This window comes from Leptotrichia trevisanii DSM 22070 (assembly GCF_000482505.1).
Classification (GTDB): Bacteria; Fusobacteriota; Fusobacteriia; order Fusobacteriales; family Leptotrichiaceae; genus Leptotrichia; species Leptotrichia trevisanii.
The window spans coordinates 49936-72160 of sequence record NZ_AXVL01000019.1 but is presented as its reverse complement, the minus strand read 5'-3'; the positions used below and the strand labels follow the sequence as shown (position 1 = coordinate 72160).

20 protein-coding genes are annotated in these 22225 nt (G+C 29.7%); 19 read left to right on the top strand and 1 reads right to left on the bottom strand.

Annotation, left to right across the window (positions count from 1 at the left end; all coding sequences use genetic code 11):
• Window positions 1-287 (bottom strand): transposase family protein (locus K324_RS14385; protein ID WP_169720567.1); only part of this gene is annotated, 287 nt, incomplete at its 3' end.
• 137 nt (window positions 288-424) lie between these two features.
• On the opposite strand from K324_RS14385, the gene K324_RS14380 reads away from it, so the two are divergent.
• The 19 genes from K324_RS14380 to K324_RS0105615 all read left to right on the top strand — a co-directional run bounded on the left by K324_RS14380 (window position 425) and on the right by K324_RS0105615 (window position 22210).
• The gene (locus tag K324_RS14380) at window positions 425-724 is read left to right on the top strand and encodes a COG3415 family protein (RefSeq protein ID WP_051354402.1); all 300 of its coding nucleotides are present in this window, start codon (window positions 425-427) and stop codon (window positions 722-724) included.
• Between the two features lie 18 nt (window positions 725-742).
• The gene (locus K324_RS15745; RefSeq protein WP_156906971.1) at window positions 743-979 is read left to right on the top strand and encodes a transposase; all 237 of its coding nucleotides are present in this window, start codon (window positions 743-745) and stop codon (window positions 977-979) included.
• A gap of 35 nt (window positions 980-1014) precedes the next feature.
• Window positions 1015-1146 (top strand): hypothetical protein, encoded by a 132-nt coding sequence (locus K324_RS16530; RefSeq protein ID WP_269472642.1) that lies wholly within the window; start codon window positions 1015-1017, stop codon window positions 1144-1146.
• A gap of 1012 nt (window positions 1147-2158) precedes the next feature.
• Window positions 2159-2536: a hypothetical protein gene (locus K324_RS0105690; RefSeq protein WP_026748308.1), complete on the top strand. Its 378-nt coding sequence runs from the start codon at window positions 2159-2161 to the stop codon at window positions 2534-2536.
• Window positions 2537-2962: 426 nt separating this feature from the next.
• On the top strand, window positions 2963-4216 hold the full coding sequence (locus K324_RS0105685) for a glucose-1-phosphate adenylyltransferase (protein WP_026748307.1): 1254 nt from the start codon (window positions 2963-2965) through the stop codon (window positions 4214-4216).
• A gap of 317 nt (window positions 4217-4533) precedes the next feature.
• Window positions 4534-5922 (top strand): glycogen/starch synthase, encoded by a 1389-nt coding sequence (locus tag K324_RS0105680; RefSeq protein ID WP_026748306.1) that lies wholly within the window; start codon window positions 4534-4536, stop codon window positions 5920-5922.
• Window positions 5923-6571: 649 nt separating this feature from the next.
• Window positions 6572-7966 (top strand): O-antigen polysaccharide polymerase Wzy, encoded by a 1395-nt coding sequence (gene wzy, locus K324_RS0105675; RefSeq protein ID WP_051354401.1) that lies wholly within the window; start codon window positions 6572-6574, stop codon window positions 7964-7966.
• 16 nt (window positions 7967-7982) lie between these two features.
• A complete protein-coding gene (locus K324_RS0105670; RefSeq protein ID WP_051354400.1) occupies window positions 7983-8924 on the top strand; it encodes a hypothetical protein in 942 nt (313 codons plus the stop codon).
• Between the two features lie 26 nt (window positions 8925-8950).
• Complete coding sequence (locus K324_RS0105665; RefSeq protein ID WP_026748303.1) at window positions 8951-9886, top strand: hypothetical protein; 936 nt, start codon at window positions 8951-8953, stop codon at window positions 9884-9886.
• Between the two features lie 21 nt (window positions 9887-9907).
• The gene (locus K324_RS0105660; protein ID WP_026748302.1) at window positions 9908-10381 is read left to right on the top strand and encodes a GNAT family N-acetyltransferase; all 474 of its coding nucleotides are present in this window, start codon (window positions 9908-9910) and stop codon (window positions 10379-10381) included.
• A 9-nt stretch (window positions 10382-10390) separates the two neighbouring features.
• Window positions 10391-11158 (top strand): glycosyltransferase family 32 protein, encoded by a 768-nt coding sequence (locus tag K324_RS0105655; RefSeq protein WP_026748301.1) that lies wholly within the window; start codon window positions 10391-10393, stop codon window positions 11156-11158.
• A gap of 168 nt (window positions 11159-11326) precedes the next feature.
• Window positions 11327-12100, top strand: a complete 774-nt coding sequence (locus K324_RS0105650; protein WP_026748300.1) for an endonuclease/exonuclease/phosphatase family protein — start codon at window positions 11327-11329, stop codon at window positions 12098-12100.
• Between the two features lie 21 nt (window positions 12101-12121).
• Complete coding sequence (locus K324_RS0105645) at window positions 12122-12955, top strand: glycosyltransferase family 2 protein (RefSeq protein ID WP_026748299.1); 834 nt, start codon at window positions 12122-12124, stop codon at window positions 12953-12955.
• 16 nt (window positions 12956-12971) lie between these two features.
• On the top strand, window positions 12972-14174 hold the full coding sequence (locus K324_RS0105640; protein ID WP_026748298.1) for a CDP-glycerol--glycerophosphate glycerophosphotransferase: 1203 nt from the start codon (window positions 12972-12974) through the stop codon (window positions 14172-14174).
• A 606-nt stretch (window positions 14175-14780) separates the two neighbouring features.
• Complete coding sequence (mutS, locus tag K324_RS0105635) at window positions 14781-17465, top strand: DNA mismatch repair protein MutS (RefSeq protein ID WP_026748297.1); 2685 nt, start codon at window positions 14781-14783, stop codon at window positions 17463-17465.
• Between the two features lie 24 nt (window positions 17466-17489).
• Complete coding sequence (locus tag K324_RS0105630) at window positions 17490-19838, top strand: LptA/OstA family protein (RefSeq protein ID WP_026748296.1); 2349 nt, start codon at window positions 17490-17492, stop codon at window positions 19836-19838.
• A gap of 105 nt (window positions 19839-19943) precedes the next feature.
• The gene (locus K324_RS15975) at window positions 19944-20720 is read left to right on the top strand and encodes a hypothetical protein (protein WP_169720565.1); all 777 of its coding nucleotides are present in this window, start codon (window positions 19944-19946) and stop codon (window positions 20718-20720) included.
• A 126-nt stretch (window positions 20721-20846) separates the two neighbouring features.
• Window positions 20847-21581: an LPS export ABC transporter ATP-binding protein gene (lptB, locus tag K324_RS0105620; protein ID WP_026748294.1), complete on the top strand. Its 735-nt coding sequence runs from the start codon at window positions 20847-20849 to the stop codon at window positions 21579-21581.
• A gap of 14 nt (window positions 21582-21595) precedes the next feature.
• Window positions 21596-22210, top strand: a complete 615-nt coding sequence (locus K324_RS0105615) for a Type 1 glutamine amidotransferase-like domain-containing protein (protein WP_026748293.1) — start codon at window positions 21596-21598, stop codon at window positions 22208-22210.
• Window positions 22211-22225: the final 15 nt, after the last annotated feature.

The window sequence follows — 22225 nt, the reverse complement described above, 5'->3', positions numbered from 1 at the left end:
ATTTCCCGCACCCACTCAATGAAAAGTTCAATAAACTTATCCGGCTTTATGATTCTAAAAATATGCGAAATTGTATCATGGGAAGGTGTTCCATGCTTTAAATCCAGCAACTGAGTGAAGTATTCCTGCCTAAGATCAAGAAAATATTCAATTTCAGTGGCATCCTTACAGCCAGACAGGATAGCAAAAATCGACATTATGATGACATCATTCAATTTATACATTTTTCCTTTATTTTTTCTAGTATCTTCCAAATTTTCAAAAAAATTCAATATTTCCAGTTTCATGGCACGACTCCTTTTTTCTTTATTATACCATACTTGGATAAGATTATTTATTTTAAAAAAGAAAGTTTTAACATGCAATTACTCTACCTAATGACTCCATTAGATTAACAGGATATGATGTGGTATAATATAATAGAGTGATAAAAATTGCAAAAGCATATGAAATAACAGAAGAAATTTCAAATGAGATAAGAATAATTAGAAGAACAATAAAAAACAAAAACGAAGATACAAGACTGCATGGAGTAGAATTAAGAGGCTTGGGTAAAAAAAATAAAGAAATATCTGAAATTTTAGATGTCTACGAAAAAGTTGTGAGCAAATGGATAAGCATATTTTCAAATCAGAGAATACAAGGATTGATGAACAAGCCAATAAGGCTAATGTTTAAAGATGAAGCAAGTTTTGGAAGAATTAACAAGTCTAAGTATTGCTGATGCAATAATTGCCATCATATAAGGGAGTACAGGTATGCTTTTGGTGCGGTGGAGCCTTTAACGGGGGAGAGATTTTTTTTAGTGCTGCCAAACTGCAATACTAATAATATGAATATTTTTTTAAAGAAATTATCTGAAAACTACAGCGAGGATATTGTGATTCTAGTCTGTGATGGAGCAGCATGGCATAAATCAAAGGCTCTGAAGACGCCAGAAAACATCATAATAACTATACACCATATACACTGGAAATGAACCCCATTGAACAAATTTGGAGACAAATAAGACATATGGGTTTTGGAAATAAAATATTCAAGACATTAAATGCTGTGGTTGATAAGCTATACGACACTATAAATTCACTTATAGGTGATTTAGTAAAAAGCATAACTCTTCGTAAATGGATTCGTTCTGTTGGTTAAATGGGTTTAGTGTAAGAGAAATTTAGTATTAATATTGCGTCATAAAAATTAATTAAATTTTAATGAAATTAAATTTTAAAATTTTTAGATGTAATAATTAATCTTTAACCTCTATTTTAGAGGTTTTATTATAAAATTTATTTTTTGAATTAATTTTATTTTAATATTTATAAAATTGTGAAGCCATTTATTTTAGATGGTTTTAATGTAATTAACAAAAACTAAAATGTACTCTAAAATTTTTGGGATTATTATGATATAATTACTTAAATAATTTATTTTTTTAATAAATTAAACTATTTAAACAAAGGTGTAGAGAGATGAGTAAATATAGTGTAGGAGGTGGAAAATATTGAAAAATATAAGTTATGTCAATATAAAAAACATATTTTTACAAAAATTAAAAATATTATAAAAATAGAATGAAAATTATAAAAACAAAGTTGTTGTATTCCTTATATTAAAGGGTTTTGATATAAAAATGATGTATTTTTATATTTAATTTTGGTTAAAAATTATTAAAAAACAGATTGCAAAGGTTAGAACTAAAAAATAGGACAGAATATTCCAACTTAAAATATTTTGAATTGTTAAATATATTAAAAAGTAATTAGTTTGCGTATGCTCTTAAAGTTTTTTTACTAATGTATAGTGTTTGTAGAGAATATTGTTTTGACTGGTAATAAATTCTTGTAGAAAATTGTAAAAGTAATAATATAAAAACTCAATAAATACAGTATTTTTATCTAAAATATTAAAATTTTGTAGTAAAAATAATGGAGAAAAATAGTAAAAATTAGAAATGTAGAAATATTGTAATTATTAGAAATTTTAGACTTTTACAAAAGACTAAATAAATTCTTGGGATTGGAGAAAAATCATTACATATATGTTGAAAAAATCTTGGAATTTTCTAGGTTTTTCGATTTTTACAGATGGCTATATACAAAATAAAGAAAGGAGAGTGTAGTATTTATATAATTATTTATAATATTTACTATACAAGAGTTTTATGAATAAAAATATTAAAGATTTTATTTTTTTTACAGATAAGGAAGATATTGATAAATTAAATCATGAAATACAAGGGAATTTTTTATTAAAGAGAGATGAGATTAAAGATGAAAACATTGAAAAGGTTCAGTTTGATAATTTGAAATTTGGAATTTATTTTTCTAAATCGAAAGAAAATAAAGAAAGAATATTAGTTTTAAAAAATAAAAAGAAGATAAAATGTGGACATTTTTTTATAAATGGGATAAAAAAGGAGTTTTATACAGATTTGTATTTTCTCATAATGCATCAGGAAGAAAAAGATAGAAATATAATTTTTGAGGAGCTGATTGAAAAAATATTGGAAATTATTAAAATAAAAGATATAAATTTATAATTTGAGATATATATAAATATTAAACCTATTTAAAAATAAAAATTAGACTTTATAAATTTATATAAAAACCTATTTAATTTCTACTATATTAAATGGGAAATAGCGTAAAAGAGTAAAACTTTAAATGAAATGTTAAAACATAGAATCGTTAATTGTTATCAGATAAATATTTTCAAAATTTAACTAAAATATTCGTAATTTTTCAATTTTGTTGTAATAATATTAAAATTATAAGTTTTTAAATAATCCTGATACATACTCGAATCTTGTAAAATCAGATAATTTTTGAGTATGAGGAGTACAGTTATAATTTTCAGGTTTAGTTTTAAAATAGCTTTACTAAATAAATTTTTTTGAAAAATAATTTGATTTTTTGAAAAATGGGGGTATACTTTTAATGTAAAGAAAGAAAATGGAGGTATTTATATGAAAGTTTTAGCTATGATTTTAGCTGGTGGAAGAGGTTCAAGACTTGATATTCTATCAGAAAAAAGAGTTAAACCAAGTGTTCCTTTTGCTGGAAAATTTAGAATTATTGATTTTGCATTAAGTAACTGTTCAAATTCTGGTATTTATGATGTTGCATTGCTTACTCAATATTTACCACTATCATTGAATGAACACATCGGATCTGGAAAACCATGGGATTTTGACAGAAGAGATTCTGGAATCACAATGTTGCAGCCACATGAAAAACTTGGTGGAAATTCCTGGTACCAAGGAACTGCTGACGCAATCAGACAAAATATTGATTTTATTAAAAGTAAAAATCCTAAATATGTATTAATTTTATCTGGAGATCATATTTATAAAATGGATTACAGATGGATGTTAAAAGAACACGAGGAAAATGACGCTGAGCTGACGATAGCTGTACAGCCTGTACCTATTGAAGAAGCAAGTAGATTTGGTATTTTTGAAGTTGATCAGAATAAAAAAATCTTAAACTTTGAAGAAAAACCTGCTGAGCCAAAAAGTAATTTAGCTTCAATGGGAATTTATATTTTTAATACAGATTCATTATTAGAATACCTTGAAAAATTGGAAAACCACGATTTAGACTTTGGAAATCACGTTATTCCTGCGATGATTCACGAAGATAGAAAAGTTTATGTTCACACTTATGACAGCTATTGGAAAGATGTGGGAACTTATGATTCATACTTGGAAGCAAATTTAGACTTAATCAAAAAATCTGAAGAAGTTGGAATTAATTTGTATGATCAAGGATGGAAAATTTATACAAGAAGCGAAGATTTAGCACCCGTTAGAATTGGAGTTACAGGAAGTGTTCAAAACTCATTAATCTGTAATGGATGTAAAATCGAAGGAAGTGTGGAAAATTCAGTGTTAGGGCCAGGAGTTACAGTTAGAAAAGGAGCAACTGTCAGAAACTGTATTATTTTTTCTGGAACTTATGTAGATGAAAATTCACACTTGGATACAGTTATTGCCGACAAAAAAACATACATCGGTAAAAATTCATTTATTGGAAATGGAAATGCAAGTATTCCAAATAAAGAACGTCCAGATTTATTGTCTTCAGGAATAACAGTTATCGGTAAGAGCGTAATTATTCCTGATGGTTCAATTATTGGTAAAAATGTAAGAATTTTTGCTGGAGTTAAAGTTAATGAACATAACAGATTAATTGAAACTGGAGAAACTGTAAAATGGTAGTTTGAACGTCTAGAATTAGAATATAAAAAAATTAAAAGTTATATTTTCAGATAGTTTTGTTGTTTTTTGTTATAACGAATGATTTTAAAATTATCTGGGATTAAAAAAAATTCAAGTTATTGAGATTTTTGCACAATTCTAGATAGTGCGTCTTGATAACTTGAATATTTTAGAATATGCTCAAAATCTTGTAAAATTGAACTGATAAAAACAAAATAGGGATTGAGTTGAAATATGAAAATGTAATAATCATAATTTTTAAGTTCAGTTTTAAAATGATTTTTACTATAAATATTTTAAGAATAGGAGTGATTAATTTGAAAATAGTATATTTGGCATCTGAAGTGGCTCCGTTTTATAAATCTGGTGGACTGGCTGACGTTTTGGGGGCATTGCCTAAAAAAATGCAGGAATTAGGACATGAAGTTTCTATAATAATGCCTAAATATGATATAATACCGTTAAAATATCTTGAAAAGCTGGAATGGGTAGCAAGGCTTGAAAGTCACGGAGATGTGTTTAATTTAGTAAGATACCCAGATGATAAGATAAATTATTACTTTATTGAAAATAAAGCATTATATGAAAGAGGACATGTTTATGGGGATTTTGATCAGGATGTTCAATATGCGATGTTTTCAGAATTGGCACTTAGATTTTTAAAGGAAATTAATTTGCAAGCGGATATTTTACATTGTAATGACTGGCAAACTGGCCCAGTTCCATATTTCTTAAATGTTAGATATAACTATGATCCATTTTACTGGGATATGAGAACCGTTTATTCAATTCACAACTTAATGTATCAAGGAAAATTTTCCAAATATTCATTTGAAAGAATGGGATATTATATGGATGACAGACATGACTTGAATTTTATGGAAATTGGGATTGGATATGGAGATGTAGTAAATACAGTGAGTCCAACTTATGCTGAAGAAATAAAATATGCTTATTTTGGTGAAGGATTGGAATGGATTACAAATAGAAAATATATTCATGGTATTTTAAATGGAATAGATGTAGAAGAATTTAATCCTGAAACAACGAAGGGAATAGTGCATTTTAATAAAGATTCTTTGGATAAAAAGAAAGAAAATAAATATTTACTGCAAGAAAAATTAGGATTGCCAAAATCAGATGTTGCTTTAATTTCAATTGTTTCAAGGCTTGTGGAAGGAAAAGGACTGGACTTGGTATCAGCTGCACTTGAAAACTTGCTGCAATATGATGCTGTTCAAATAGTGATTTTAGGAAGTGGAGATAAATTCTATGAAGACTATTACAATCACTTGGCTTGGAAATATCCTGATAAATTCAAAGTTTATCTTGGATACAACGGACAGCTTGCAAATGAAATTTATGCAGGAAGTGACATGTTCCTAATGCCGTCAAGATACGAGCCTTGTGGACTTAGCCAAATGATAGCAATGAGATTTGGAACTATTCCGATTGTAAGGGAAACTGGAGGACTAAAAGACTCTGTACAACCTTATAACGTTTTCACAGATGAGGGGAACGGATTCTCATTTACAAACTTTAATGCAGATGATATGCTTTTTACAATAAAAGTGGCAGAAGGAATTTATTACGATAAGCCTGATGTTTGGGAAAAATTGGTAAAAAGAAATATGGATTTAGATTTTTCTTGGGACAGATCAGCAAGAGAATATGAAAAACTTTATGAATTAGCTAAATCTTATTAATCTATTATTTAAGCAAGGGAAATCAATTACCATTTCCCTTGCATTTCTGGCTTATCTAAGTATTTTTTTGAAATAAAAACGAAACTCGCTACGTAAAACTTCGTTCAAACAGTTGTTTTCATTCAAAAAAATCACGACATTTTTAATTTTTAGTTACAGTAGATGTTTTAATCAGAAAAATTTAAATAGATAAATTGGATTATTTTGTGAGAATAAAACAATTTTTTAGAAGTAAAAAAGAGAAAATCACTCTCAAAATCTCATTTAAAGCAATTTTTTCTAAAACAAACATTTCAACTTTGCATTTTTATTTCATCAATTCATTAAAATATAAGAAAAGTTAATAATTTTGTTTAGTATCTTCACAATAGACATTTCCGCTAGAATATTTATAACATTTTCTCACTCTTTCTGCATCTTGTCGATTAACTTTATCCCATCTTTTTGAATCAAATAGTTTACATCCGACAATAGTAAAAGCAAGAATAGCGATAATCAAAATTTTTTGTTTAAATAAATGAAAATTATTAATAATTAAAATATTTTAAAGTAAAAAAATTAAATAATGATACAACATTTCTGATTGAAGTTTTAATGGTGATGTGATAAAATTTTAGAAGAAAATAATTTTGAAAATAGAGGTAAATTGATGAAAAGAGATAAAATTGGGTTTTTGATATTTCATATATTTTTTATTGCATTTGTGCTGTTTTTGAAAAATGTAGCTACTTTTCAGAATGAGGCGCTGGAGATGAAATTTTTGGAATGTCTGCTTATGGGTGTTTATATTTATACGTTTTTTACGGCGAAAATTTATTTGGAGTGGCTAAATTCGTATATGATTTTTTTGTATACGCTGTTTTTGTTTAATTTTACAAGGATATTTCTGGATATTGTGAATTATAGGGAGTTTGGATGGGCTACGAAGTTTGCTAATTTTTATTTTTTTTATGATGTGAGAAATGAGATAATAAATGTTTTTCTGCTAGTATTACTGTTTACACATCTAGGATTTTTTATTGCGATTTCAAATGAAAAGATTAGTGAGATTAGAAGCAGCGTTACGCTTGAAAGCAGAAGGCTGTTTACGAATGTCGGAATGGCTCTGTTTATAATTTCATTGCCTGCTTTAGCCTACAAGATGTTTATTCAGCTGAGGGTTATTTTGCGGGCTGGATACGAGGCTTATTATACTGGAATTTTAAAGGGAGTTGATTATCCTGCATTTACAAAAGGCTCTGGTACAGTAATGACAATTGGATTTTTGATATTTTTAATTTCAATTCCATCCAAAAGAAAATTTTTGACAATTTCTTCACTTTATCTCATGGTAAAACTGCTGGATTCGTTTAAGGGGGCAAGAGCAATATTTTTGACACAGCTGCTTTTTATAATGTGGTATTACGCAAAAGTCTATGGAATCAGGATAAAAGCCAAGACAATGGTAAAGTTAGTAGGATTTACCGTGATTTTTTCACAAATTCTAGTGTCTGTGCGAAGTAAAAAAATATTCAGTCTGGATTTAGTAAACACAATTTTTAATTTTCTATTTTCTCAAGGAGTAAGTTATCTCGTACTTGGCTACACAATCAATTTTAAGCACAGCATTGTAGGAAACGGAAGCTATCCCTACATCTTGCAGGGGATATTTGGCTTTAAGCCACAGTCGCTGGAAACGCTTGCCACAACTAACTCCATTGCGGATAAATTAACATATTACCTAAATTCAGGTGCTTATTTAAAAGGAGAAGGAATCGGCTCAAACTATATTGCAGAAATGTACGATTTAGGCTACTTCTGGTTAATTGTAATTTCAATTCTGCTTGGAATTTTTATTATAAAATACGAAAAATATGTTGTGAAAAATAGATTTTTATTATTAACAAGCTATTACTTCATACCAAATTTATTTTATATCCCAAGAGGCTCATTCTTTGGGGAAGGGCTAATAAAAAATATGGCAATGCTAATAGCAGTTTATGTGATAATTTTCAGTTTTGACTACATGTATAGGAAAATTGTGGAAAAGAAGGAACTGATTTGATTTTTTAGGGAGTTGAGTGGGATTGAATGAAAAAATTCAAGAGTTTAAAATGCTATGGAGTGAAAAATTGATAAAGCTTGGAATAGCAATTTTTTTGATAGGATTAATAGTTTTTTTATTTAAAGGGAGTAAAATATTTGACCAGCTTTTTTTGATAATATTATTGGTTGGTGTAGTAGTTTTGTTAAAGGTAAATTTTGAGTTTAATCGGAAAGTAGTAATTTTAAAAGATATTTTAGTTTATTATGAAGATGGAAGAGAGTACCATCGTGCAAAGATAACTGGAAGCAATATCAAAACGTACTATAAGGAAAAAAGAGCTTATAGAAGCAGGTACAAATGTAAGTATATGTCGATAAATAAATTTGAAATCCCTATTTACTCTCTTGGACTTAAAGGTAGTATAGAACTTGAGAAAGCAATATATGAAATTCAATATAAAAAAAATAACACAGTAATAAAAAACAGATTATTTACAATTCCTAGGGAAAGATTAATTAAAGAAAAATTTGGAAATTTCATTGTCGATACAATCGTTACATTTTTATTGTTAATATTGGCAGCAGTTAATGCAAATGCTAGAGCCTTCTTTTTGATTGTTTATTTGGTTATTGTTAGTTTAAATGTATTTTCTCTAATAAAATTAAATAAATTTACACCTAGAACTATAAAAATTACTAAAGATGTGATTATTATTGATAATGTAGAATACAACAAATCTGATATAAAAGAAATTAAAGTTACTAATTCAGACATAGTAACTTTAACAACACTTTTTAAAATCAGAAGATTAAAAATAATAGGAAAATTTGGAAAAAGAATATTCACGTTGGGAGCTTGTCCAAATTCTGAATTTAAAAATTTCAGAAAAGATATGATTTATGAAAATTATGAAAGTCTTTATAAAGAAATAGTGAAATTTTGTATTAAAAATGAGATTGAGTATAGGTTGGTGTAAAAAGGAATAAATTTTTTAGGAGCTGAATGAAATTGGGCGAAAAAGAACAAGTATTTAAAGTGCATTGGATAGAGAAATTAAAAATGGTGTGTAGACTGGTTTATATTCCAGTATTGTTTTTTTGGGGGTGGAGATTTTCTTTGGATTTTTCAATAAATGAAATATTTTTTAAATGCTTTTTAACTGTTCTGCTTTCAATCATAATATTTTTAATTTTATCAATTTATGCTTTTAATAAAAAAATCCTAATCTCTGATGGTATTTTGACATATTATGAAAGAGGAAAAGAAGTTTGGTGCAGGAGAATAGGAAAAGATAATGTTAGGATATTTAACGAGAATAATTTATTTTATGGTGATGTTAAATATCTTTCGATAGATTATTGTTATGTTGTTATTTCTTTATTTGGAAAGAAAAATTGCTTAAAACTTGAAAAAATTATTTGTGAATTTCAACTTGAAAAAAACGAAATTGAAAATACAGTATTTGAAATTCCAAAAAAGGAATTACTTGTAGAAAAATTCAAAGATATTTTTAAAAATAATGCTATTGGGGTAATTTTTGCTTTGATAATATTTAAAATAATATATTATCATGCTATTTTTTTGAAATATTTTGTGATAATTATTCCTTTGGGAGTTATTATTTTAGAAATTATTTCTTTAATTAGAATGAAAATTTATACACCGAAAATTATAAAAATATTTAGTAATTTTATAAGTATTGATAATGAAAAATACAGTAAGTATGATATAAAAAAGTTGATGATTACAAGTCCGAATACAAAAAGTGAAACAATAGATTTTGGATACAGAATATTAAAAATTTTTGGAAATAATGAAAAAAAGGTTTATACACTAATTACCTCTAAAAATTCTGGAAAGGATGAGGATTATGAAACTTTTTATAAAAAAATAGTGAAATTTTGTATTAAAAATGAGATTGAGTATGAGTTGGTGTAGGAGAATAGGAGTTTATCGTTGATGGAAGTAGAAAATATAGAAATAATAGACGGAATAAATGACAATAATAAAAACGATATAGTCAAATGGACTAATGAAAAGGGAAGGAACTTTCTTGAGCAATGGGCTGGAAAAAGTCTTGATTTTCCACTTACAGAAAGTCAAATTGATGATTTGAAGGATATTTATTCGATTTTTTGTGAGAATGAGTTTGTGGGGATTATTCAGAAAATACGAAAAGAAATAGATAATATCCATATTGGAAGATTTCTGATTAATCCTGAGCTTACTGGAAGAGGGCTTGGAAAAAGGGCTTTGATAGAGTTTATAAATTTAATTTTTCAAGATGAAGACGTCAATTCGATTACGTTAAATGTGTTTGATTATAATGTGGGGGCAAAGAAATTGTATGAGAAAGTTGGATTTGAAGTTGTGAATGTTACTGAAAATCCGATGAAAAAGTATATGATGATTATGAAAAAAGGTGAAAAATAGGAGAAAATAATGATAGAAAAAAAAATATATTATGTCTGGATTGGAAATGCTAAAAAGCCAGATATTTTTTATAAATGTCTGGAATCGTGGAAGAAAAATCTGCCTGATTTTGAAATTATAGAGATAAATGAGAAAAATTTTGATATGGAAAAACACCTTGCGAAAAATAGATTTTTTCGTGAATGTTACGAAAGAAGGCTTTGGGCGTATGTTTCAGATTATATGAGAGTGCATTTTATGTATGAAAATTCTGGAATTTATGTGGATACAGATATGGAAATAATTAAAGATTTGACACCGATTTTGGAACGAGAAGATGAATTTTCTAAAAATGGGAAGATGAATTTTTTTATTGGGTATGAAGATGAAAAACACATAAGTGTTGGGATTTTTGGGACAACGAAGCATAATGAAGTGTTAAAGGACATTAAAGATTTTTACGAAAATGACATTTGGAAAAAGCCGATTTGGACGATTCCTAAGATTTTTACGTATACTTTTGAGAAAAAATATAATTTGGGTGAGAAAAGGGAAAATGTTTTGAAAGATGGGGAGATAGTTATTTTTCCGAAAGAATATTTTTATCCCTATGGATTTAAGGAAGTTTATTCTGATGATTGTATAAAACCTGAAACATACGGAATTCATTGGTGGAATGATAGCTGGAGCAGTTTGAAGGCTAGATTATTTTTGGAAACGAAGCATTTAATCGGAATAAAAAAACTGGTTAAAAAGGCGAGAATAATTGCGAGGTTTTATTTGAAGGAAAAGAGATAAAAATAAGGAGTATTTAGATAGAAATAAAAAAGTAAAAATAAAAAGGTTTGGTAGATACTGAAAAAAGTGATATAATTGAATGAAAAATTTGAAATAACAGATAAAATTTGTAGGAGAGAAGCTGTTATTTTGATAAAAAAAAGAAGGGTTAGGAGAAACAATAGAAAAATGAGTAATTTAAAAAAAATATTGTTGTCACTTATGATTTGTGGGGCAACTGTTAGCTGGGCTAAGGAATTTAAGATAATGACGTATAATATTTATGGGGGAAGGCTTACGAATGGACAGAAGCTAGGGGAAAGTATTAAGACGTATGAGCCTGATTTTGTGTCGCTTCAGGAGGTGGACAAGTTTACGAAAAGAAGTAACTTTCGGGATATAACTTCTGATATTGCGAAAGTTCTGGGGTATGACTATTATTTCTTTAAGAAATCAAGAGATTATGATGGTGGAGAATATGGAATTTCATTTATTTCAAAATATCCACTTGAGAAGATATACACATATGAATTGCCATCGGAAGGAGTGGAAAAAAGACAGCTTGTGGTTGCAGAACTGGCGAAAAAAACTTTTGGGAAAAAAGTGCTGGTTATGAATACGCATTTGGACTTTAAACAACAAATAAAGCCTGAAGAGATGGAGTCGCTGGATTTACTTACGAAATTTTTTGATAAGGATGATATAAAATTTTTGAGTGGAGATTTTAATTTTTTGCCAACGACGAAATATTATGGAGAAATTACGAAAGACTGGAGAGATACTTATATGGAATCCAATGTTGGTGGTGTAAGAACACTTTCGGATCCACGTATTGACTATATTTTTGGAAGCCAGTCGAAAAAATGGAAGGTAAAGGCAAGTTACTTTATTAATGATGCAACACAGGACTGGACAAAGCTGTCGGATCATCTTCCATATATGACAATTTTAGATATAAAATAAAAGAAAAAGGAGATGTAAAATATGAAAATTTCCCTTATAATGCCAACAATTAATGTTACAACTGAACTTGATTTATTTCTAAAAAGTCTAAAGACACAGACTTATAAGGATTTTGAGCTGATTGTGGTGGATCAGAATGAAGGAAATGAAGTTTTTGAAATTGTGAAAGATTATGAAGAGGAATTTAAGATAAAATATGTGAAAAGTGATGAAAAAGGGCTAAGTTTGAACAGAAACAGAGGACTTATCCTGATGAAAGGCGAAATTGTCGGATTTCCTGATGATGATTGTGAATATCAGCCTGATACGCTTGAAAAAGTTGCGGAATTTTTTGAAAGAAAGAAAAATTATCGGATTTATTCGTGTCGTACACTTGAACGTGGGAAAGATTATGGAACAGGCGTTATGGAGAAAAAGGACACGGAAATAACGAAAGATAGTGTGGATACGACTGTAAAATCCATAACTTTTTTTGTGAATTATGGTAAAGATGACATTGTTTTATTTGATGAAAATCTAGGTGTTGGTGCAACTTTTGGAAGTGGAGAAGAAACCGACTATGTGCTGACATTGCTTCACAAAGGCTACAAGGGAAGATATTTTGCAAACGACATAATTTACCATCCAGCCAAGAAGGGAAACTATAACGATTTTGAACGTGCCTATAAATATGCTCTAGGATTTGGAGCATTGGTAAAAAAGGAAGTAAAAGGCAGAAAAAACAGATTTTATATTCTGAAATACTGGAAACGGCAATTTAGAAGTTTTGTCGGAATGCTTATTACTAGAAATAAAAGATATCATAGGGTTGTGATGAAGGGCAGAAAAATTGGATATACAAAATATAAAATTTAAAAAACAGGAGAGGAATATGGATAAGATAAAATGCTTGATAAATATGATAATAGCTTATCTCATTTATCCATTTAACAAAAGAAAATTCAAAAATAGAAATATATGGCTTGTGGGTGGAAACGCAGGAGAACTTTTTGTGGATAATGGACGTGCGATGTATGAGTATTTACGGTCAAGACAGCAGGAAGAAGTGTACTGGGTAATAAACAGAAATGCAAAGATTGCAAAAAAAATTCCAGGAGAAAAATTGATAAAAGGAAGTGTAAAAAGCTATCTGTATTTTATGAATGCAAAAGTTGCATTATTTTCCCACTCAATTTCTGCGGACATTGTCCCATACTTGTTTGTAGTGCCATTAATAAATAAATTTCACAAAAAAGTATTCAAAGTATTCCTGAATCATGGAACAGTAGGCTTCAAAGTCCGACAGGCAATGAATCCAAAAACGGCAAAAGTAGCAGAAGCACTTGTAAAATCTTACGATTTAAATATCTGCGACTCAGAATTTGAAAAAAAAGTAAAAACAGAAACTTGGTGGGAAGTTCCAAAGGAAACAGCAGTTATAACAGGTTACCCAAGATACGATAAATTATACAATCTAAAAATTATGGAAAAACAAATATTCTTTATGCCGACATGGAGAAACTGGCTAAAATCAGAAAACTCAGAAAACTCAGAAAACCAGAAATTTGAAGGTACAAAATATTTCCAAAATATCGCAAATTTAATTACAAACAAAAAATTAAATAGTTATTTGGAAAAAAATGATATTAAATTAAATATTTACATTCATCAGTTAATGCAGGATTATCTAAAAAACTTTGGAAATATAAAACTTGGAAAAAATATAAAAATACTCCCAAAAGAAGTAAATATAACCGAAGAACTTCAAAAATCAAAATTATTAATTACAGACTATTCAAGCGTGGCCTACGACTTCTATTATCTAAACAAGCCAATCATCTTCTTTCAGTTTGATAAATGTGAATACGAAGAAAAAGTTGGCTCTTACGTAGACTTAGACAAGGACTTATTTGGAAAACAAGCTAAAACTGTAGAAAAATGCGTTGAAGAAATAATTGAAATTTCCGAAAATAATTTTCATTATGATAGGGAAATGAAGCAAAAGTCTGATAAGTTGAGAGAAAAGTTTTTGAAGTATGTGGATAAGGGGAATTGTGAGAGAGTTTATGATGAAATTTTAAAAAGAATAAACTGATTATATTTTTGATATTTATTTTAGATTATTTTTATTAATAATAGTTTTTTCTTTTATAATTTTAATCTTTTCTAACGTAAGGGCATCAGACGCCATGCCCTTACAACCCCGCTTACCGCAAAACTTTCTTATAAAAGAAAAATAGAACTCGCTTTTGAACAAAAATTATTTTATATCTAAATAAATATGTATAATTAAAAAATATTTCAAAAGCTCAAACAGCTATTTTTCTTCTAACGAAATTTTGCTCGAAAATCTTTTAATTAGAATAGTTGTTATAACTAAATTAAAATTGTCGTGATTTTTTGGAAATAAAATCGATTGTTTGAGCGAAGTTTTACGTAGCGAGTTTCGATTTTGTTTTCAAAAAATGCTTAGACGAGCGGGGATTGTAAAGGGGATGGCGATTGATCCCCTTTACGTATAGAAAAAGAAAAAAATATAAAATATAGAAAAAATGTTTATTAACAAAAATTTATTTTCAATAAATTTAATAAGAAATAAGTAGGGTATAATTTTTATTAATTTTTTAAAAAATTGAAAAAGAAAATAAACTATGATAAAATTTAAAGATAAAAAAATAAAGAGAACAGAGGTAAAATAACGATGGCAGATACACCGCTTATGAGGCAATATAAGGAGATAAAATCAAATTTTGAGGATTCTATATTGTTTTTTAGATTGGGTGATTTTTATGAAATGTTTTTTGAGGATGCGGTGAAGGCGTCACGGGAACTGGGGCTTACACTTACTTCGAGAAATAAGGAGAAGAATATGGATGTACCGCTTGCGGGGGTTCCGTTTCATTCGGCAGATTCATATATAACAAAACTTGTTTCAAAAGGGTATAAAGTTGCGATTTGTGAACAGACAGAAGATCCGAAGATGGCAAAGGGAATTGTAAAACGAGAAGTTGTGAAGATTATAACGCCTGGAACGGTTGTGGATGTGGAGGCACTTGATGCCAAGAGCAATAATTACTTGATGAGTATTTTGAAAATTGAAAATAAACTTGGAATTGCGTATATTGATATAACTACTGGAGAGTTTAAGGTAACGGAAGTTGAAAAGGATGATGATTTTGTAAAATTATTTAATGAGATTAATAAGATTGAGCCTAAGGAAGTGCTTGTTACAGAGGATTTTTACGGGGAAATAAAGGAAAAGTTAGATGATTTTTTACAAAAGAATGATTCGGTTGTAACTTTTGTGAGTAAAGTTCGGGACAGTGCGAAGTATCTTATGGACTATTTTGAGATTGTATCGCTGGAAAGTTATGGAATTAAGGATAAAAAGGGAATAATTGGGGCTGCTGCGATGGCGCTTGATTATGCAGCTACTATGCAGGTTGAACATGAGCTGACTGTAGAAAAGATTGAGTTTGTGAATATTTCCAATTACGCTGAAATAAATGCGATTACAAGCAGAAATCTGGAACTTTTGAAAAATCAGAGGGAAAAAACTGTTTATGGCTCGCTTCTGTGGGTGTTAGACGAGTGTAAAACTTCGATGGGAACACGGCTTTTAAAAAGATTTATAAATAATCCGCTTTTAAATGTTGATAAAATAAGAAAAAGACAGGAAGATGTACAGTATTTTATTGATAATATCTTAATTCGTGAAGATTTGAGGGAAAAACTTGAGGATATTTACGATTTAGAGCGGCTTTTGGGGAAAATAACCTTTGGGAGTGAAAATGGGAAAGATTTGACGGCATTGAAAAAGACGATAAAATCTGCTGTTGAAATAATGAAAATTTTGAAAAATACGGATTTTTTCCAGAATATTGATGTGAATATTTTGTTTGAATGTTATAAAATAATAGATGACAGTATAAATGAAGATGCACCGTTTTCAGTGCGTGAAGGCGGAATTATAAAATCTGGATACAATGCGGAACTGGATGAAATTAGAAATATTATGAATTCTGGGAAAGACTTTTTGCTGGATATTGAACAGCGGGAAAGGGAAGCAACTGGAATTCGAAATATGAAAATAAAGTTTAACAAGGTTTTTGGTTACTTCATCGAAATTACAAAAGCAAATCTGGATATGGTGCCAGAACATTACATAAGAAAACAGACTCTTTCAAATTCAGAGAGATACATTACGCCTGAGCTGAAAAAATATGAGGACACAATAATAAATTCCAAAGCGAAAATCGAAGATTTGGAGTACCATTTGTTTAAGGAAATTAGCGGGAAAATCAAGGAACATCGGAAAATTTTGTCAGAACTTGCGGAAAGACTGGCATACATTGATGTAATGGTATCTTTTGCTGTAAGTGCCATTGAAAATGATTACGTAAAACCTGAAATGAATGAGGAATATTCCTTTGAAATTGAGGGTGGAAGACATCCAGTTGTGGAAAAACTGATTGGAAGGACGGATTATGTTTCAAATGATACAGTTTTTACTGAAAAGGCAAGCTTTGTTGTGCTGACAGGGCCTAATATGTCGGGAAAATCAACGTATATGAAGCAAATTGCATTAATTTCCATAATGGCTCAGATTGGTTCGTTCGTGCCTGCCAGAAAGGCGAGTTTGTCGATTATAGATAAATATTTGACACGGATTGGGGCTTCTGATGATATTTTGACGGGACAAAGTACGTTTATGGTGGAAATGAGCGAAGTTTCCAACATTCTGAACAATGCAACTGAGAAAAGCTTGATAATACTGGATGAAGTTGGACGTGGAACTTCCACAACCGATGGAGTTTCCATTGCAACTGCTATTTCAATGTATATTCACGATAAAATCGGTGCTAAGACAGTTTTTGCAACACATTATCACGAGCTTACTGATTTGGAAAATAAATTTGCACATATTGTAAATTATCGGATAGAAGTGGATGAAAAGCAGGGAAAAGTGATGTTTTTACGGAATATTGTAAAAGGTGGGGCTGATAAGTCGTATGGGATTGAAGTGGCAAAATTGGCTGGACTTCCAAAGGAAATTTTGATTGAAAGTAAAAAAATATTGAAACGGCTGGAGCAGAAAAAAGAGCTGATTGAGAGAACTGTGGATGTTCACCAGCTTTCACTTTTTGGAGGAAATTTGGAATTTGAGAGTGATTTAGAAGAATTTGAAAATGAAACTGCAAATGATCTTGAAAATGCTGAAAATAATCAATTTTACGAGGAAAAGTTGGCACAAATTAAAGAAGAGAAGGAAAATTTGCAAGAAATTGTAAATAAAATAGAAAATTATGATATAAATAATATTACACCGATGGATGCAATGAAATTTTTGTTTGAACTTAAGGAAAATATGAAAAATGGGAATTAAAAACGGTAAAACAGGAGAAAAATAATGTGGAAAAAAATAGCTTATGGTGGGCTGGTATTAATATTGATATATTTCATATATGCGATATTCTTTAAAAAGATTCCAACACCGCTGGAACAGATGCAAAAGGATATGAAAGCCAAAAAAGTTGTGTATAGATTAAAGGATGATGCGATTATTTATGCGGATGAGCAGATTGGATCTGAGGGAGATGAAATTATCAGGTTCAAAAATGTAATCGTGGACTTGGTAAAGAAAAAGATGCTAATTTCTGGAAAAGAAGGGGAAGTTAATACCAAGACATCTGATGTTACGCTAATGAAAAAAGTTGTTGGAACAACAAAGGACAAAAAATGGGAAATTTACACAGAACGTGTTGAATATAAGAAGCAGGGAGATACGTTAATTTCACCAGTAAGGACAAAATTGATAAATACTGTTGATGATACAGTTTCTGAAGCGGACAGGGTTGAAACGACGACAAAATTTGAAACAATTGTGGCAATTGGGCATGCAAGCTATAATAATAAAAAAGATAAAAAGACTTTGACAGCAGATAAAATTACTTATAATGATCCAACGAAAGTATCATTTGCAGAAGGGCATACAGTTTACAAGGAAGAACAGACAAAAAGGGAACTGCGTGCAGACAAAATGCGTTATGATGACATAAATAAAATTGGAAATGCAGAAGGGAACGTAATTTATACGGATCCTGAAAATAAACTAACTGGTAATAAAGTTGACTATTATATGAAGGATGAGCGTATAGATGGGCAAGGAAATATTGTCTATACCGGTAAAAACAGCGTGATTTCAGCAGATACCGCTTCATACTTTGTAAAGAAAAAGCAAGTTGACGGAAGAGGACATGTAAAATATACGAGTCCAACGCTGATAGTAACAGGAGATCACGTATTCTACGATGAAATTGCCAGAATATTAAATGGTGATGGAAACGGGACTTATAACTATCTGCCAAGAAAAACGACAGGAACGTATCGAAGTGGAGTTTATGACTTAAAGACAGAAACACTCACAACAAATGACTACTATACTGCAAATTATGACGATTATAAAATGGATGGAACTGGACTTGTGTATGTATTTCCAACAGGAGATGCTACAATGAGTGGCCCATTTAACGTAAAAAAACAAAACTTTAATGTACATGGTGCAAATGGAACGATGAACACAATTTCAAAGGATATTTTTGCAAATAAAATGGAAATGACAAGTGTTCAGGGAGATAGAATTACATCTGACACAGGACGTGGAAGTTTTGAGAAAAAGGAATTTAGGTTTGATGGGCATGTTAAAGGTAAAATTCGTGGAAATGTAAAAGATCTTGTAAATGATCCAAGGCCGCTTGTGGAATCAGAAGCAGTAAACTTTATTGGAAATACTGCCAAAGTTTATTTCGTTTCGCATAAAAACGGAAGCAATATGAGTATTACACGTAGTGAAATTAAGGAAAATGTGCATATGACTTATAAGGAAGTTACGCTTGATTCCCAATATAATGAAATGGATTCGGCAAGAAACCTGATTCTGGCAAGAGATAAGGTTATGGTTGATTTCAAAAATAATACTAAAATGACTGCAAACTATTTGTATATGGATATGAACAAGGAAGAAGGATATGCCAGAAATAATGTAAAAATTGTAAGTACATTGCCACAATTCAGGGCGATTAACACAAGTGCGGATAAAGCTACAATTTATTTAAAGGATAAAAAAATAAAATTAAATGGAAATGTAGTAACTTATCAAGGGAAGACGCAAATTTCGTCTAAAAGTGCAATTTATGATATGGATAAGAGGATTCTTGAAAATGAAGGAAATATCCAGATGCAATATGAAATCCAGAATAACGAGGAACAGGGAAAATCTGATCCTAAAAATGCCGCAGCAACTCAGGAAGTAGTAGGCAAATTATCAATTCCTGAAGGGGAGGTAAGTACAAGAGGTGGAATTAACCTGCCAAAATCAATGACAGCCTCAAATGGAGTCCCAGTTACAATAAAATGGCGTTCCTCAAACTCAAGCCTGTTTTCAGTATCTGGAAGAATTAACAAACAGTTTTATGGTGGTGGAAGCAGAGGAGTAACATTAACTGCAATTGCAAAAGCTGGAATGGACACAGCTGAAAGAACCTTTAATGTAAGCGTTCCAACAGAATCGGCACACGAAATGCTCGTTAGAGCTGCAAGAAATATTTATGTTCCAGAAGACGGTGGAAATTTACCTTCATCAGTAAGAGTAAATGTAAGCAGGGGAACAATAGATGTACCAATTTCATGGAGCAAAAACGGAGATAGGAATGTGGCAACATTAAGATACGGTGGTGCATCTTACCAGAAACAATTTTAATAATACAAGAGAAAGTGGGTAGAGAATACTCACTTTTCTTTGCTATGAGAAACAGTATAAAAATTTTTGAAATTAAAATAGAGAGGATTATGGGATATTATGGATATGAAAGAGTTACAGGAAAAATTAACAGAAAAGAATTTAAATATTTTTCAGCAAATAAAATATACTTTTTTTGTTTTTAAAAGTTTACTTTTTGACAGGAATGGCGTGTGGTGGATATTATTTTTCTTTTTAATAGATTGTATTAGAATTATGGGAGGTTATCTTCTTCAGAATACTTCACTTTTTCCTGTGTTAAATTTATTTTCGATTTTTAACTTTTGTTATTATTTGGTACTTTTTTTGTTTTATCAAAAAGTAATTTTTAAAATAGAAGAAAAAAATTATTTAAGACTAGGACAGTCAGCTTCAAAATTTTTCTTTTTATATTTTATATACTATATAGTCAGTTATATTGGAAAATCTTTTTTCCCTTATCTAACGTTTTTTGATGAACTTCTTTTAATTTTTCTCGCAATATATTTGATAGCAATGGTAATTTTGTGGTTGTATATGTTTTATTTTATTCCGTTATTTTCTGCAAGGCCGTTTAATTTAAAGGAATCTTGGGATTATAATTTGCATTTGATGAAAAGAAACTGGCTGAAAATAATATTTTTCGTTATTACATATCTAATTTTTATTTTTTTTACTACAGAAAGTTTTTTAGGTTTAACATACCCAATGTTAGAAAGATTAAATGTTGGATATTTATTTTTTAGTACAATATTTGGTACAGTTTTTTTTGAATTTTTTGGAACTTTTATATTGATATTGTTTGTAATTTTACATTGTGTAATATATTTGAATGTGGAATATATGGATAGAAGAATAAAATAATAATCTGACTTTTTGCAAATTTTAAAAAAAAGTAGAAAAAAAAGTAAAAATGATTTATAATATAGCGAAGTGGTAACTTTCGATAAGTAAAGTTATTTGAATGATAATTTTAAAATGGGAGAAGATATGGCTAGAAAAATTAGTATAGAAGCCGATAGCTTGAAGAAAATATATAAAAACAGGGAAGTTGTAAAAAGTGTGAGCCTGTCGATGGAAAAGGGTGAAGTTGTGGGACTGCTTGGGCCTAATGGAGCTGGAAAAACGACTACCTTTTATATGATTACAGGAATTGTGAGGCCTAATCATGGCAGAGTTATGTACAATGGGGAGGAAATTACAAATTTGCCAATGTATAAGAGAGCTAGGCTTGGGCTTGGATATTTGCCTCAGGAGGCTTCTGTCTTTAGGAACTTGACTGTGGAGGAAAATATTGTATCGGTTCTTGAAATGCGAGGAGTTAATAAGAAAGAAAGAATTGCCACAATGGAAAATCTTATCGAGGAATTTAAATTGTCTCATGTAGCGAAAAGTTTGGGATATGCACTTTCTGGAGGGGAACGTAGACGTGTGGAAATTGCTAGAACTATTTCTACAAATCCAGATTTTATACTGCTGGATGAACCTTTTGCGGGAGTAGATCCGATTGCAGTTGAGGATATCCAGAATATAATAATGCAGTTAAAGGAACGTGGACTTGGAATACTAATTACCGATCATAACGTGCGTGAAACGTTGAGAATTACAGAAAGAGCATATATAATGGCGGAAGGCACAATTCTGATTGCAGGAACAGGACAGCAGATTGCAAATGATGAAACGGCTAGAAGAGTTTATCTAGGGGATAACTTCAAACTTGATTAGAGAGGATGATTTTTTTGAAAAATATGATTTTAACATCGTCTTTATACGAAAGCATAGAACTTGTAAAAAAATTTTTAGATAAAAATACTGAAAGTAAGAAAATATTATTTATTCCAACAGCAACTAATGTGGATGAATATAAAAAATACATACATCTTACACAGAAGGTATTTGAAGATTTTGGATATGAAGTGGAAAATTTTGATGTTTCTGTTTTTTCAGAAGAGATTGCAAAAGAAAAATTGTCAGAAGCAAAGATAATTTTTATTTCTGGCGGAAATACATTTTATTTATTGCAAGAATTAAAAAGAAAAAATTTAATACCTTATTTAAAGGAAAGAATAGAAAATGGACTGCTATATATTGGAGAATCAGCAGGTTCAGTAATAGCGGCTCCTGATATAGAGTATGCCTCTATAGTGGATGACAAGACATTGGCAACAGAATTAGATGATTATGCAGGATTAAATCTAGTAGATTTTTACATAGTTCCTCATTTTGAGGAAGAGCCTTTTGTGGAAGGTTCGAGAAATACTGTTGAACTGTATAAAGATAAATTGGATTTGAAACTGATTAATAATAAAGAAGCAATATTGGTTGAAAATAATAATTTTACAATAATAAAATAAAGATACAATAGGAAA

Excerpts from the sequence above, each read along its gene's own strand:
- K324_RS16530 (WP_269472642.1), top strand. The coding sequence starts at position 1,015 with ATGGGTTTTGGAAATAAAATATTCAAGACATTAAATGCTGTGGTTGAT.
- K324_RS0105690 (WP_026748308.1), top strand. The coding sequence starts at position 2,159 with ATGAATAAAAATATTAAAGATTTTATTTTTTTTACAGATAAGGAAGAT.
- K324_RS0105685 (WP_026748307.1), top strand. The coding sequence starts at position 2,963 with ATGAAAGTTTTAGCTATGATTTTAGCTGGTGGAAGAGGTTCAAGACTT.
- wzy (WP_051354401.1), top strand. The coding sequence starts at position 6,572 with ATGAAAAGAGATAAAATTGGGTTTTTGATATTTCATATATTTTTTATT.
- K324_RS0105665 (WP_026748303.1), top strand. The coding sequence starts at position 8,951 with ATGAAATTGGGCGAAAAAGAACAAGTATTTAAAGTGCATTGGATAGAG.
- K324_RS0105660 (WP_026748302.1), top strand. The coding sequence starts at position 9,908 with ATGGAAGTAGAAAATATAGAAATAATAGACGGAATAAATGACAATAAT.
- K324_RS0105655 (WP_026748301.1), top strand. The coding sequence starts at position 10,391 with ATGATAGAAAAAAAAATATATTATGTCTGGATTGGAAATGCTAAAAAG.
- K324_RS0105650 (WP_026748300.1), top strand. The coding sequence starts at position 11,327 with ATGAGTAATTTAAAAAAAATATTGTTGTCACTTATGATTTGTGGGGCA.
- K324_RS0105645 (WP_026748299.1), top strand. The coding sequence starts at position 12,122 with ATGAAAATTTCCCTTATAATGCCAACAATTAATGTTACAACTGAACTT.
- K324_RS0105640 (WP_026748298.1), top strand. The coding sequence starts at position 12,972 with ATGGATAAGATAAAATGCTTGATAAATATGATAATAGCTTATCTCATT.
- mutS (WP_026748297.1), top strand. The coding sequence starts at position 14,781 with ATGGCAGATACACCGCTTATGAGGCAATATAAGGAGATAAAATCAAAT.
- K324_RS0105630 (WP_026748296.1), top strand. The coding sequence starts at position 17,490 with ATGTGGAAAAAAATAGCTTATGGTGGGCTGGTATTAATATTGATATAT.
- K324_RS15975 (WP_169720565.1), top strand. The coding sequence starts at position 19,944 with ATGAAAGAGTTACAGGAAAAATTAACAGAAAAGAATTTAAATATTTTT.
- lptB (WP_026748294.1), top strand. The coding sequence starts at position 20,847 with ATGGCTAGAAAAATTAGTATAGAAGCCGATAGCTTGAAGAAAATATAT.